At 68.0% G+C, this 12,766-nt stretch carries 12 protein-coding genes; 6 read left to right on the forward strand and 6 right to left on the reverse strand.

Translation table 11 applies throughout. From position 1 onward, the window contains the following. Positions 1-106: 106 nt before the first annotated feature. The 3 genes from FRZ44_RS14815 to FRZ44_RS14825 all read left to right on the forward strand — a co-directional run bounded on the left by FRZ44_RS14815 (position 107) and on the right by FRZ44_RS14825 (position 3,530). On the forward strand, positions 107-649 hold the full coding sequence (locus tag FRZ44_RS14815) for an OsmC family protein (protein ID WP_151177915.1): 543 nt from the start codon (positions 107-109) through the stop codon (positions 647-649). A 34-nt stretch (positions 650-683) separates the two neighbouring features. Beyond that, positions 684-2,003, forward strand: coding sequence for an O-acetylhomoserine aminocarboxypropyltransferase/cysteine synthase family protein (locus FRZ44_RS14820; protein ID WP_151177916.1), 1,320 nt, complete (start codon positions 684-686; stop codon positions 2,001-2,003). A 189-nt stretch (positions 2,004-2,192) separates the two neighbouring features. Then, positions 2,193-3,530 (forward strand): IS4 family transposase, encoded by a 1,338-nt coding sequence (locus FRZ44_RS14825; RefSeq protein WP_151175641.1) that lies wholly within the window; start codon positions 2,193-2,195, stop codon positions 3,528-3,530. 121 nt (positions 3,531-3,651) lie between these two features. Here the strand turns inward: FRZ44_RS14825 and FRZ44_RS14830 are convergent, their stop codons facing one another. Further along, entirely contained in the window at positions 3,652-4,350 is a 699-nt protein-coding gene (locus FRZ44_RS14830) for an ArsR/SmtB family transcription factor (protein ID WP_151177917.1), read from the reverse strand. A gap of 137 nt (positions 4,351-4,487) precedes the next feature. On the opposite strand from FRZ44_RS14830, the gene FRZ44_RS14835 reads away from it, so the two are divergent. The 3 genes from FRZ44_RS14835 to FRZ44_RS14845 all read left to right on the forward strand — a co-directional run bounded on the left by FRZ44_RS14835 (position 4,488) and on the right by FRZ44_RS14845 (position 8,236). After that, positions 4,488-5,441 carry a DMT family transporter gene (locus tag FRZ44_RS14835; protein ID WP_151177918.1) on the forward strand — a complete coding sequence of 318 codons (954 nt, stop codon included), beginning with the start codon at positions 4,488-4,490 and terminating at the stop codon, positions 5,439-5,441. A gap of 131 nt (positions 5,442-5,572) precedes the next feature. Next, positions 5,573-6,508 (forward strand): DMT family transporter, encoded by a 936-nt coding sequence (locus tag FRZ44_RS14840; RefSeq protein ID WP_225308265.1) that lies wholly within the window; start codon positions 5,573-5,575, stop codon positions 6,506-6,508. Positions 6,509-6,691: 183 nt separating this feature from the next. Next, positions 6,692-8,236, forward strand: coding sequence for a glycosyltransferase family 39 protein (locus FRZ44_RS14845; protein WP_151177919.1), 1,545 nt, complete (start codon positions 6,692-6,694; stop codon positions 8,234-8,236). A 34-nt stretch (positions 8,237-8,270) separates the two neighbouring features. Here FRZ44_RS14845 and FRZ44_RS14850 read toward each other — a convergent pair whose 3' ends face one another. The 5 genes from FRZ44_RS14850 to FRZ44_RS14870 are packed head-to-tail and all read right to left on the reverse strand — an operon-like array spanning position 8,271 to position 12,755. Continuing rightward, complete coding sequence (locus FRZ44_RS14850; protein ID WP_151177920.1) at positions 8,271-9,053, reverse strand: enoyl-CoA hydratase/isomerase family protein; 783 nt, start codon at positions 9,051-9,053, stop codon at positions 8,271-8,273. A 28-nt stretch (positions 9,054-9,081) separates the two neighbouring features. Beyond that, positions 9,082-10,260, reverse strand: a complete 1,179-nt coding sequence (locus FRZ44_RS14855) for a thiolase family protein (protein WP_151177921.1) — start codon at positions 10,258-10,260, stop codon at positions 9,082-9,084. A 33-nt stretch (positions 10,261-10,293) separates the two neighbouring features. After that, on the reverse strand, positions 10,294-11,091 hold the full coding sequence (locus FRZ44_RS14860) for an SDR family oxidoreductase (RefSeq protein ID WP_151177922.1): 798 nt from the start codon (positions 11,089-11,091) through the stop codon (positions 10,294-10,296). 18 nt (positions 11,092-11,109) lie between these two features. Beyond that, complete coding sequence (locus FRZ44_RS14865; RefSeq protein WP_151177923.1) at positions 11,110-11,880, reverse strand: SDR family oxidoreductase; 771 nt, start codon at positions 11,878-11,880, stop codon at positions 11,110-11,112. Between the two features lie 11 nt (positions 11,881-11,891). Continuing rightward, positions 11,892-12,755 carry a 3-hydroxyacyl-CoA dehydrogenase family protein gene (locus tag FRZ44_RS14870; protein WP_151177924.1) on the reverse strand — a complete coding sequence of 288 codons (864 nt, stop codon included), beginning with the start codon at positions 12,753-12,755 and terminating at the stop codon, positions 11,892-11,894. Positions 12,756-12,766: the final 11 nt, after the last annotated feature.

The following is a 12,766-nucleotide window of genomic DNA, read 5'->3' on the forward strand; positions in this document are numbered from 1 at the left end:
CGAACCCGCGGGGATTTGAGGGGCAGCTTGCGCCGCGACACCAAACGCTAAAGCGTCCGAGTTTTCGGAGCCCCACGACCCCGTGACCCTCAGGAGGGCCCGAACCATGACCGTCAATTACCAGGATCGCTTCATCGCCGCCCAAGCCCAGTTGCGTGACAAGCCCGGCGACGCCCTGCAGGCCTTCTCCGCCCTGACCCATTCGACCGGCGGGCTCTGCAGCGAGGCTCAGATCCGCGATTTCCACCTGACGACCGACAAGCCCTCGCGCCTCGCCGGCACCGAGCTCGGCGAGGATGCCGGCCCCGACCCGGCCGAGCTCGTCCTGGCGGCCCTCGGCAGCTGCCAGGAGGCCACCTACCGCCTTTACGCCGACACCCTGGGGATCCCGCTGCGCGACGTCTCCGTGAAGGTGACGGGGCGCATCGACCTGCGCGGACTCTTCGCCGTGGCCGACGGGGTGCGCCCCGGTTTCCGGGACATCCGCGCCGCGGTGACGATCGACAGCCCGGCTTCGATCGAGGATATCGAGCGGCTCAAGGCGATGGTCGACCGGCATAGCCCGGTGCTCGACATGCTGCGCAACGTGACCCCGGTCCAGACCAGCCTCGATCTCGTCAACGGGGCCGCAAGGCCCGCGGCCGCGTGATAGGCTGAGCCATCCGATTGCAGGGAGAATGACCATGCCGACAAACAGCAAGCATCCCGAGACGCTGGTGCTGCATGCGGGCAATTACCGCAGCGACCCCGCCACCAATGCGGTGGCGGTGCCGATCTATCAGACGACGTCCTATCAGTTCCAGAATTCCGAGCATGCGGCCAACCTGTTCGGCCTCAAGGAATTCGGGAACATCTATACGCGCATCATGAACCCGACCAGCGCGGTGCTCGAGGAGCGGGTGGCGGCGCTCGAAGGCGGCGTCGCCGCGCTCGCGGTCTCTTCCGGTCAGGCGGCATCCGCCTTTTCGATCCAGAACATCGCCAAGGCCGGCGACAATTTTGTCGCCTCGACGAACCTCTATGGCGGCACTTGGAACCTCTTCGCCAACACGCTGAAGGAGCAAGGTCTCGAAGCGCGATTCGTCGATCCGTCGGACCCGGAGAATTTCCGCCGCGCCACCGACGCCAAGACCCGCGCCTATTACGCCGAGACCCTGCCCAATCCCAAGCTGCATGTTTTCCCGATCAAGGAAGTGGCCGACATTGGCCGCTCGCTCGGCGTGCCGCTGATCATGGACAACACGGCCGCACCGGTGCTGTGCAAGCCGTTCGATCACGGCGCGGCGATCATCGTCTACTCGACCACGAAATATATCGGCGGCCACGGCACCTCGATCGGCGGCCTGATCGTCGATGGCGGCAATTTCGACTGGGAGAAGCACGCGGACCGCTTCCCCGGCCTGAACCAGCCCGATCCCAGCTATCACGGCGCGGTCTGGACCCAGGCCGTGAAGCCGCTGGGTCCTATCGCCTACATCATCAAGGCCCGCGTCACGCTGCTGCGCGACCTCGGCTCCTCGATGAGCCCCTTCAATGCCTTCCTTTTCATCCAGGGGCTCGAGACCCTGCCCTTGCGCATGCGCCAGCATTGCGAGAACGCGATCAAGACGGCCGACTGGCTGAAGAAGCATCCGGCCGTGACCAAGGTCATCTTCCCGAGCTTCCAGACGGGCGAGACCAGGCGGCGGGCCGACACCTATCTCAAGGGCGGCTATGGCGCGCTCCTGGGCTTCGAGCTCAAGGGCGGCAAGGAGGCAGGGCGCAAATTCATCGACGCGCTCCAGCTCTTCTATCACGTCGCCAATATCGGCGACGCGCGCAGCCTCGCGATCCACCCGGCCACAACGACCCACTCGCAGCTCTCGCCGGAGGAGCAGCTCCAGACCGGCGTGACCGACGGCTATGTCCGTCTCGCACTGGGCATCGAGCATATCGACGACATCCTCGCCGACCTCGGCCAGGCGCTCGAAGCGGCAACGGGCGTCAAGCGCGCGGCGGAGTAGCTTTCACGGCATCGAGACTGCCGAAGCGGCCGCCGGCCTCAAACCGGCGGCCGTTTTGATTCTGTGATGCAGCAAAACATTTCACGCCCCTCCCCTTGCGGGAGGAGGCTACGGCATTCACGGAAGTGATTCCGTGTTGGAAGTAAATATGATTCAAGATCTTCGGGGTGATTTTGCGAGGATCTGGCGATGTCGTTTGGCGATATTCGTGTTGAGAAGCGAGGGGATTGGCTGATCGAGCGGGTTGCGGCGACGGGGTCGCTGGTGCTGCGCCAGCTGGGAGAGAACCGGGCGGGCGAGATGGCGGTGCATCGGTTTCTGTCCTCGCCCTATGTTTCGGTGGAGCGGATTGTCGAGACGCTGGCGGGCCGAACGGGGGAACGATGCGTGGGGCGTCATGTGCTGGCGGTCCAGGACACGACCGAGATCAACTTCGCCGGCCGGGATAAGAAGCGCCGTGGGTTCGGGCCGGCGGGGAATGGAACGACGCCGGGCTTTTTCATCCATCCGGTGATTGCGGTGGATGTGGAGAGCGAGGCAGTGGTCGGGCTGGTCGATGCGGCGATCTGGACGCGGGCTGACGAGGCGGCGGCGCGCCGGCGCAGCCGGGCCTCGGGGGACAAGGAATCGGCGCGCTGGCTGGCGGGCTGCGCGAGCGCGGTCGCGAGCTTGAGCGGGGCGGCGCGCGTGACCATGGTGGCCGACCGGGAAAGCGATCTTTACCCGCTCTTTGCCAGCAAGCCCGAGGGTCTCGATTTGATCGTGCGGGCGGCCCAGAACCGCAACTTGGCCGAGGGCAGTCCTCTGTTCGAGGCGCTCGGGGATGCAGCGTGCCTCCGGGTTTGCAAGGTCCGGGTGGCGCCGCGCGGGCCGGGCGACAAGGGCCGCATCGCCACCGTGGAGCTGCGTGCCGGGAAGGTGCGGATCGCCCGGCCGGTCAACGGCCTGGTGGAGAAGCTGCCTCGGGAGATCGAGCTCAACCTGGTCGAGGCCCGCGAGGTCGAGGCGCCGGCCGGTAAGACCCCGCTGCTGTGGCGCCTGCTCACCACCCATGCCGTCGCCGATGGCGCGCAAGCCGAGGATGTCGTCCAGCTCTATCGGTTGCGCTGGCGCATTGAGCAGACCTTCCGCGCCTTGAAGAGCGACGGCCTCGCCCTCGAAGACAGTCAACTGGTCGACGCCGAGCGCCTGTTCAATCTGGCCGCCATCGGATTGGCGGGTGCGGTGCGCACCATCCAGCTGGTCGATGCCCGCGATGGCGGTCCGCGCCCCGCCACCGATGTGATCGACGAGGCCTTCGCCATCCCGCTCGAGCGCCTCTCCAAAAAATTGGAGGGCAAGACCCAGAGGCAGAAAAACCCACACCCACCCGGATCTCTCGCCTTCGTCGCCTGGATCGCCGCTCGTCTCGGCGGTTGGAATTGCTACTACAAGCCCCCGGGACCAAAGACCATGCGCTATGGCTGGAACCAACTCGCCGCGCGTCTCGAGGGTTACGCCCTCGCTACCGAAGGCAAAAATCCGTGAATCCCGTAGGCGGGAGGAGGTAGGGGGAGGGGTGATCCACACCATGTCCTGCGATCCACCCCTCCCCGCTCGCTGACGCTCGCCGCCCCTCCCGCAAGGGGAGGGGCCGTGGTGAGCTTGGCTACGCCAGAATCTCGATGCCGAAGCTGTCGCGAAAGCCACGGCGACCGGCGGCGGTGATGACGAGGGCGCGGCTGTCGCGCTGGCGTTCCAGCCAGCCGATCTCGAAGCAGCGCGCGCCGAGCGCGGCCCCCAGCGAACCCGCGAGATGCGGCCGGCGCTCGCTCCAATCGAGGCAGGATCTTGCGAAGTGGCGCTTCTGGCCGGAGGCCGAGGCCAGGTCGACGCCGAGTTCGTCGAAGAACGCCTGGCCGCGGTGGCTGACCTGGTAGTCGGCGAGGTCGGGATGGAGATGGCCCTGCGTCAGGAGCCGGTCCATGAGCGCGACGCCCAGCTTGCCGGCCAGATGATCGTAGCAGGTCCGCGCGACGCGCAGCGGCTCGCCGCCGCGGGATGCCGACATGCGCCGGCGCGGCGGACGATCGCCGGACAGCACCATCAGGCTCTCGATCGCCGAGGCGACCAGCGAGTTGGCGAGCCGGAAATAGCGGAAGCGCCCCTGGTGGACGACATCGAGAATGCCGCCATCGACCAGCTTGGCGAGATGCTCGCTGGCGGTCGAGGCCGACACGCCCGCGGCATGCGCCAGCTCCTTGGCGGTCAGGGCCCGCCCGTCCATGAGCGCGGCCAGAATATTGGCGCGGGCGGGATCGCCCATCAGCGCGGCCACGCCGGCAAAGGAAGGTTCGCGACTGGTCATGGGCCCAGGCTAGGCCCGGCACCGTTCTCGCGCAACGCCCGACAGTTCGGCCGGGACCGAAGCGTCAGGCCAGGACAAGCGAAGACGCCCGAGCGCAGTCTCCCGGCTCGGACGACCCTGCCAGGGAGTGAACCGCCATGACCCCGGACGCATCGAAGCCCACGGCCAAGCCCGTCGATTATCTGCTGCTGCTCGGCCTGGCGACGCTATGGGGCGCCTCCTACAGCCTCATCAAGGTCGGGGTCGAGACCATTCCGCCGATCACCTTCATCGCCGCGCGCACGGTCATCGCCGGTGCGCTTCTGTTGGCGATCATGCGCCTTCGCGGCATCGCCATGCCGCGCGATCCCACGACCTGGCGGCGGTTCCTGTTCCAGGCGCTGATGAACAGCGTGCTGCCCTTCACCCTCATCGCCTGGGCGGAGCAGACCATCGATGCCGGGCTCGCCGCCATCCTCAATTCGATGACGCCGATCTTCACTTTCCTCCTGACCTGGCTGCTGATGCGCCCGGAACCGGCGCGGCTCCGCAAGCTGGTGGGCGTGACGATGGGTTTTGCGGGCGTCACCCTGATCGTCGGTGTCGGGGCTCTCGGCGGTGTCGGCCGCAATGTCCTGGCGGAGCTCGCGGTGATCGCCGCCACGGTCTGCTACGCCGGGGCCGCCATCTTCGGCCGGAAGTTCTCGAGCCTCAGCCCGCTCGCCCCCGCTGCCGGCTCCCTGATCTGCGGCGCGGTGGTCCTGGTGCCGCTCAGCCTGATCCTCGATCGCCCCTGGACGCTCAGCCCCTCGGCGGAATCGCTCGGCGCGCTGGTCGGGCTCGCGGTCTGCTCGACCGCCCTCGCCTTCGTGATCTTCTTCCGGCTGGTGCGGACGCTGGGGTCGGTCGGCACCACGGCGCAGGCTTACCTGCGAGCCCCGATCGGCGTCGCCATCGGCGTCGTCACACTGGGCGAGCAATTGGCCTGGTCGTCGGGCGTGGGGCTTCTGCTGGTCCTGGCCGGCGTCGCCGCCATGACGGCGCAGCGGCTTCCGTCCATCCGATCCTTGCGGTCATGCCGTCAACCCGAAACGATACCCGCGAAGCAATGATCGGGAAGATTCGCGGTGCCGATCCGCGCAGGAATCATTGCAGACCGGCGATCGCATCGCCTTGTGCCACCCCTTCCTTCGTGATCGACTGCCGCCGCCGCATCCCGCGATCGAAAGTTTCCTGGCAATCCATGACCGCAAGCTCGCCGCCGCAGCGCATGACCGGATGGGAGTGGACGCTGCTGGGCCTGCTGTCGCTGGTCTGGGGCGGTTCCTTCTTCTTCAACCGGATCCTCGTCGTCGAACTGCATCCTTTCACCATCGTGTTCGGGCGGGTCGCCATCGCGGCGGTGACACTGCTGGTGGTGCTGAGGCTCTCGGGCCAGGCGTTGCCACGCTCGCGCGCGCTATGGCGCAGCTTCTTCATCATGGGGCTGCTCAACAATCTAATTCCCTTCGCCCTCATCGTCTGGGGCCAGACCCAAATCGCCAGCGGCCTGGCCGCGATCCTCAACGCCACTACGCCGCTCTTCACCGCCCTCGTCGTCCACTATCTGGCGAAGGACGAGCGCGAGCGTCTGACCGGCAACCGCCTCCTCGGTGTCGTGATCGGCTTCGTCGGCGTGGTGCTGATCGTCGGTCCCGCGAGCCTCGCCGGCCTCGGGCTCAATCTCATGGCCCAGATCGCGGTGCTGGGCGGCGCGGTTTCCTACGGCTTTGCGAACAATTTCGGTCGGCGCTTCCGCAGCGCCGGCGTGCCGCCGCTGGTCGCGGCCGCCGGCCAGGTCTGCGCGACCTCGGTCATGTCGCTGCCGCTCATGCTGATCATCGACCGGCCCTGGGAGTTGACGATGGCACCGAGCCTGATCACCTGGGCCGCGCTGGTCGGCCTCGGGATTCTCAGCACGGCGCTCGCCTATGTGATCTTCTTCCGCCTGCTGTCCGGTGCCGGTGCCGTCAATGTCGCGCTGGTGACATTGCTGGTCCCGGCCAGCGCGCTGATGCTGGGCGCGCTCGTCTTCGCCGAGCGGCTCGACCGGAACGAGTTGCTCGGCATGGCGGTCATCCTGGCCGGGCTGATCGTCATCGACGGGCGGGTGCTGGTGGCTCTGGCGCGGAAGCTGTAAAAGCCTCGTTCATCCTACCGCGCACAAAGTTCGGAGGCCGATCACCGGGGCGCTGCCCCTGGTGACAGGTTCCTGTCAGATCAGGGGCGCTGAATCGGGAATTGCCGGTATAGAAGCTTCCGCACTGCGGCTCCTGGAACCGCGTCCCCCAAGCCCAATAGGCCGCAGAGAGGGAAGAATTCATTGGCTCCTACCGAAACACAGCCCCTGGACAGAGGCACGCCGTCGGGCCGAGTGGAGACGATCCCCATCCTGGTGGCCATCGCCGTGGCCCTGGCGCTGGCGGCCTGTCATGTCCTCATCGCGATTCGCGCCGAACTCCATCCGACCGAGGCCTATTACTGGCTCTGGTCGCGCTATCCGGCGATCTCCTACTACGATCATCCGCCAATGGTCGCCTGGTGGATCTGGGCCGGGACGCAGATTTTCGGCACCACGACGCTCGGCATCCGCATCGCGTCGATCCTCTCCGTGCTGGCGACCTCGGCCGTCCTCTACGCGACCGGCCGCGTTCTCTTCGACCGTGCCGTCGCCGCCCGCGCGACGCTGTGGTTCAACGTCACGCTGCTGGCGGCCCTGGGCGGCTTCGTGGCGACGCCGGATGCGCCCTCGGCCTTCTTCTGGGCGCTCAGCTTCCTGTGTCTGGCCCTCGTCTTGAGGACGGGGCGCGGAGCCTGGTGGCTGGCCGTCGGGCTCTTTGCCGGCCTGGGCGCGATCTCGAAATACACCGACCTCTTCCTGGGCCTCGGCATCGTCCTGGCGCTCGTTGTCGACCGCGACCTGCGCCATTGGTTCGCGAGCCCCTGGCTCTGGGCGGGCGGCGCCCTGGCGCTCGCCGCCTTCTCGCCGGTGCTCCTCTGGAACGACGAGCATGACTGGGCGAGCTTCGCGTTCCAGTTCGGCCGCCTTGCCGACACGGGCTTCTCGCCGTCGCATCTCGCGGACTATGTCGGCGGCCAGATCGCGCTGCTCAATCCTTTCGTCGCCGTCTTTGCCGCCCTGGGGATCATCCTCTGGATTCGCGGACCCTCGGTTCGCTGGCGCCGAGAGATCGGTTTCTCGCTGGCGACCGTCGCGCCGCTGATCCTCTACATGCTGTTCCATGCCACCCATGACCGCGTGGATGGCGGCTGGCTCGCGCCGGTCTATCCGGCCGTCGCGCTGAGCGCCGCGGCGGCGGCCCAATCCTTCGAGGGTTCGGGCGCCTGGCGCGGCCTGCTCCGCTTCATCCGCCGGGCGGCCACGCCCGTCGGAATCGCTGCCGCTCTCGGCCTAGTCGGGTTTCTCTACAGCCCCGCCACCAGGCTCGCGGGCCAATTCGGAAATTTGAGCGCCTTCAGCGGCTGGTCGCGCCTGGCCAGCGATGTCGATGCGATGCGGCTCAAGGCCGGCGCCGATTGGATCGCCACGGACAACTACCGGACGGCAGCCTTGCTCTCCTTCTATCTGCGCGATCGCCATGTGGTGGTCGCGCAGGTCAATGAGCGCATCCGCTATGTGTTCGAGCCCCTGCCGGATGCGTCGCTGCTGAAGGAGCCGGCGCTGCTCCTGCTCCGCGGCCGCTTGACGACCCCGACCGACTATACCCGTTGCTTTGGAGCGACCGAAAAGGTCGGCACGCTGGGGCGCATGGGCCGCGCCGGCCGGCTTCTCGAGCCCATCGATGGCTTTCGCGTCGACCGGCCGATCGCTCACATCTTCCAGGCCGGCTGCGACGGCCAGCCCTGATTGCTGAGCGGCCAGCGAGCCCCGGCTCGCGCGCCTAGTTTCCGGTAAAGATTGGCTTGCGCTTCGCGAGGAAGGCCTTGGCTCCCTCCTGCTGGTCCGCGGTCGAGTAGCACAAGGCGAAGGCCTTGATCTCGGCCTGGAGAGCGGACTCCGTATCGGCGTCGACGGCGATGTTGAGCGAAGATTTGAGCTGGGCCAGCGCGAAGGGCGCCAGCGCGGCGAGGCTCTCCGCCAGCGCCGCCGCGGCCTTGGCCAACTCCTCTGGCGCGTGCACGGAAGCGACCAGGCCCAGCGCATAGGCGCGCTCGGCCGTGATCGGCTCGCCGGTCATGGTCATCATGCGCGCGACCGACGAGCCGGCGATCTTGGTCAGCCGCACGGTGCCGCCCCCGCCCGGCAGGATGCCGAGCTTGATCTCGGGCAGGCCGAGCCGGGCGGTCGACGCGGCGATGCGGATGTCGCAGGCGAGCGCCAGCTCCAGCCCGCCGCCGAGGGCGTAGCCATTGACGACCGCCACCACCGGCTTGGGCGCCGCGATCAGGGCATCGGTGACCTTCTTGATGCGTGCCGCCAGGGTCAGGGCATCGGCCGGCGAGGCGCCCACGAACTCGTTGATGTCGGCGCCCGCGACGAAGGCGCGGTCGCCCTCGCCGGTCAGCATGATCACCCGCACCGACTTGTCCGCCGAGAGCCGAAGCACGGCGTCGAGCAGCTGGGTCGCGACTGCCGCGTTGAGGGCGTTCAGCGCCTTGGGCCGCCGGATCGTGATCGTGCCGATGGCACCGCTGATCTCCGCCGTCACCAGGATGTCCGTCATGGCCTGTTCCTCCACCCGCTTTCCATTCTCACTGCACGCGCTCGATGAGCATGGCCAAGCCCTGGCCGCCGCCCATGCAGAGGGTGAGGATCGCGCGCCGCGCGCCCTTGTCCTCCAGATGCTGCAGCGCCGTGAGCGCCATGCGCACGCCGGTCGCGCCCGGCGGGTGGCCGATGGAGATGCCGCCGCCATAGAGGTTGGTCCGGTCGCGCGGGACACCGAGCTGGGCCTCGGCATGAAGATTGACCGAGGCGAAGGCCTCGTTGACTTCGAAATAATCGATGTCGGACACCTTCAGCTTCTGCTGCTCGAGCAGCTTCTTCGTGGCCGGCACGGGCCCGCAGCCCATGATGCGCGGCGGCACGCCGGCGATCGCGTAATCGACCAGCCGCGCCCGCGGCCGCACGCCCGCCTTCTCGGCGGCAGCACGCTCGGCGACGATGACGAAGGCCGCCCCGTCGGTCACGCCGCTGGAATTGGCCGGCGTCACCTTGCCGCCCGAGCGGAAAATCGGCTTCATCGCGGCGATCTTCTCCATCGCGATGTCGGGGCGCGGAAACTCATCGGCCGTCATGCGGCGCCGACCCTTGCCGTCCGGCACCTCGATCGGCGCGATCTGCTTGGCGAGGAAGCCGCTGGCGGCGGCCGCGCCGGCGCGGCGTTGGCTGCCGAGCGCATAGTCGTCCATGGCCTCGCGCGTATATTGGTAATCCTCCGCTAGGTTCTCCGCGGTCTCGCCCATCAGCTCGAGGCTGAGCGGGTCGCGATAGGCCCAGTCGAGCGCGTCGACCATGGTCTGGGGACCGCGCTTCGAGCCCCAGCGGGCCGAGGTGATGATGTAGGGCGCCCGCGAGAAGTTCTCGCCGCCGCCGGCCAGCGCCACGCGGCTATGGCCGGCGCCGATATGCTCGGCCGCCGAGATGATGGCCTGCAGGCCCGAGCCGCAGGCGCGGTTGACGTTGAGCGCGATCGAGCTCTCCGGCAGTCCGGTCTTGAGTGCCACCGCGCGGGCCGCGAGATAGCCTTCCTGGTCCACCGGCAGCACATTGCCCCACACCAACTGATCGACCTTCTCCGCCGCCAGCCCCGCCCCGCTCAGCGTCGCGCGCGCCGCATGGCTGCCGAGCTCGACCATCGTGACATCCTTCAGCGATTTGCCGAAGTCCCCGAAGGGCGTCCTCATTCCGCCGCACAGCACGATTTCCATAACCCAGCCTCCGTTTGAATAGAGAACGCCGCCTCAGCGGGGCGCGGTTTCGTTCGCTTCCAGAGCATGACGCAGCCGGACCATGCCCGCGAGCCAGCGGTCATAGTCGGCCGTCTTGCGCTTCATGTAATCGGCGACGACGGGATGCGGCAGGATCAGGAACCGCTCGGCCGCGAGCCCCTCGACGACGCAGGCCGCGACCTCCTCGGCGCTCATGACGCCGTCGCGCGCCTGCGGGCCTGCCGGCAAGGCGTGGAGCATCGGCGTATCCACGCCCTGGGGACAGAGCACCGAGACGCGGATCCCGTCGTCGCGATGGGCGATCGCAAGCGTCTCGGCGAAGCCGATGGCGGCGTGTTTCGTGGTGGCATAGGCAGCCCCGCCGATCTGGGACAGCAGGCCGGCCGCCGACGCGGTGTTGAGGAAATAGCCGCCGCCCCGCGCCGCCATGCGCCCCGTCAGCGCGCGGGCCGCATAGACATGGGCCATGACATTGACGCCCCAGCTTCGCATCCAGGCCGCGTTGGAGGCACCGGTCGGGTCGCGCGGCGACGGATCGAAGGTCGCAATGCCGGCGTTGGAGCAAAAGAGCGCGATCGGACCGAACCGGCTTTCGGTCTCCTCGACCAGCCGGACGATCTGCGCTTCGTCGGAGACGTCGCATTCGATCGCGGCCCCGGCGATCTCGCCGGCGACGCGTTCGGCCGCCTCGCGGTCGAGATCGGCCACCACCACCTTGGCGGCGCCTTCCTGGTGGAAGCGCCGGCAGAGGGCGCGGCCGATCCCGCTGGCCCCGCCCGTCACCACCACGATCTTGCCCTCGACCTTCATTGCCCGGCCTCGTCTTTCTCAGATTCCGCTGATCGTCGAGCCGCCATCGACGACGATGGTCTGGCCCGTGACGAACATGCCGGCCGCCGAGGCGAGGAAAATGGCGGCTCCGGCGATCTCGTCCGGCTCGCCGATGCGGCCCAAGGGAGTCCGGCCGGTATAGCGCGCGATCGTCTCCGGGTTCTCCCAGAGGGCGCGCGCGAAGTCGGTGCGGATCAGTCCCGGCGCGATGCAGTTGACACGGATGTTCTTCGGCCCGAACTCGACCGCGAGGTTGCGCGCGAGCTGCATGTCCGCCGCCTTCGAGATGTTGTAGGCGCCGATCACGGGCGACCCCTGCAGGCCGCCGATCGAGGAGACGATGACGATCGACCCGCCGCCCTGGCGCTCCAGCTCGGGGGCCGCGAACTGGATCAGCCAGTTGTTGGCGATGACATTGTTCTCGAGGATCTTGCGGAACTGTCCGTCCTCGATGCCGGCCAGGGGGCCGTAATAGGGATTGGACGCGGCATTGCAGACGACGATGTCGAGGCGGCCAAGGGTCGCCACGGTCCGCTCCACCAGTGCCTTGAGATCGTCCTTCGACGAGATGCTGGCCGCGAGCGCGATGGCCCGGCGCTCGCCATGGCGGCTGTTGATCGCGTCGGCCACGGCGACGCAGGCCGCCTCCTTGCGCGACGAGATCACGACGGAGGCGCCGGCCTCGGCCATCCGCTCGGCGATCGCGCGGCCGATGCCGCGGGACGAGCCCGTGACGATCGCGACCCGGCCGGTGAGATCGAACAGCATATCCCTGCCCCTCAGGACGGGCGCGGCGTGCGCCAGCCGGGCTTGCCGCGCCCGCCGACAAGGCCGGCGCGCACGCGCTGTTTCAGCAGGGGCCGGGGCCGGAAACGCTCGCCATAGGCCTCATGCATGATCTCCTGCGCCTGCAGGCAGAGGCTCGAGGTCGTCGCGTCCATCAGCTCGAACGGCCCCATGGGATGGCCGAGGCCGAGCTTGCAGGCGGTGTCGATGTCCTCGGGCGTCGCCACGCCCTCCTCCACCAGCCGGACCGCCTCGATCATCAGCACATGCAGCAGCCGGTTCACGGCGAAGCCCGGCACGTCCTTGATGGCGATCGGCGTCTTGCCGACCGCGCGGCAGAGCCGCATCGCCAGCTCCAGCGTGGCCGGCGCGGTGTCGAAGCCCGGCATCACCTCCACCAGCCTCATGCGCGAGACCGGCGAGAAATAATGCGTCCCGATGAAGTTCGCCCGCCGCGCGGCCGACACATGCGCGGCCAGGACCGAGATCGGAATAGTCGAGGTGTTGGTGGCGATCACGCAGGCCGGCGCGCAGATCCCGTCGAGCCTGACGAAGACCTCGGCCTTGACGTCCTCGCGCTCGAACACCGCCTCGGTGACGAATTCGCGATCCTTGAAGCGCCCCAGGTCGGTGGTGGTCGTGATCCGATTCAGGGCACCCACCGTGTCAGCCGCCTGATAGAAACCGCGGGCGATGCCCTTCTCGACGATCTGGTCCAGGCGGTCCTTCGCCTGGGTCAGGCTCTCCTCCGTCCGGTCGCAGAGCAGCACGTCATAGCCGGCGAGCGCGAAGACCAGCGCGATCTCGCGACCCATCAGCCCCGCGCCGACCACGCCGATCTTTTCCTGGGATGCCATTGCCGTCTTCT

Origin of the sequence: Hypericibacter terrae (genome assembly GCF_008728855.1) — a bacterium.
Classification (GTDB): Bacteria; Pseudomonadota; Alphaproteobacteria; order Dongiales; family Dongiaceae; genus Hypericibacter; species Hypericibacter terrae.

Excerpts from the sequence above, each read along its gene's own strand:
- FRZ44_RS14815 (WP_151177915.1), top strand. The coding sequence starts at position 107 with ATGACCGTCAATTACCAGGATCGCTTCATCGCCGCCCAAGCCCAGTTG.
- FRZ44_RS14820 (WP_151177916.1), top strand. The coding sequence starts at position 684 with ATGCCGACAAACAGCAAGCATCCCGAGACGCTGGTGCTGCATGCGGGC.
- FRZ44_RS14825 (WP_151175641.1), top strand. The coding sequence starts at position 2,193 with ATGTCGTTTGGCGATATTCGTGTTGAGAAGCGAGGGGATTGGCTGATC.
- FRZ44_RS14830 (WP_151177917.1), bottom strand. The coding sequence starts at position 4,350 with ATGACCAGTCGCGAACCTTCCTTTGCCGGCGTGGCCGCGCTGATGGGC.
- FRZ44_RS14835 (WP_151177918.1), top strand. The coding sequence starts at position 4,488 with ATGACCCCGGACGCATCGAAGCCCACGGCCAAGCCCGTCGATTATCTG.
- FRZ44_RS14840 (WP_225308265.1), top strand. The coding sequence starts at position 5,573 with ATGACCGCAAGCTCGCCGCCGCAGCGCATGACCGGATGGGAGTGGACG.
- FRZ44_RS14850 (WP_151177920.1), bottom strand. The coding sequence starts at position 9,053 with ATGACGGACATCCTGGTGACGGCGGAGATCAGCGGTGCCATCGGCACG.
- FRZ44_RS14855 (WP_151177921.1), bottom strand. The coding sequence starts at position 10,260 with ATGGAAATCGTGCTGTGCGGCGGAATGAGGACGCCCTTCGGGGACTTC.
- FRZ44_RS14860 (WP_151177922.1), bottom strand. The coding sequence starts at position 11,091 with ATGAAGGTCGAGGGCAAGATCGTGGTGGTGACGGGCGGGGCCAGCGGG.
- FRZ44_RS14865 (WP_151177923.1), bottom strand. The coding sequence starts at position 11,880 with ATGCTGTTCGATCTCACCGGCCGGGTCGCGATCGTCACGGGCTCGTCC.
- FRZ44_RS14870 (WP_151177924.1), bottom strand. The coding sequence starts at position 12,755 with ATGGCATCCCAGGAAAAGATCGGCGTGGTCGGCGCGGGGCTGATGGGT.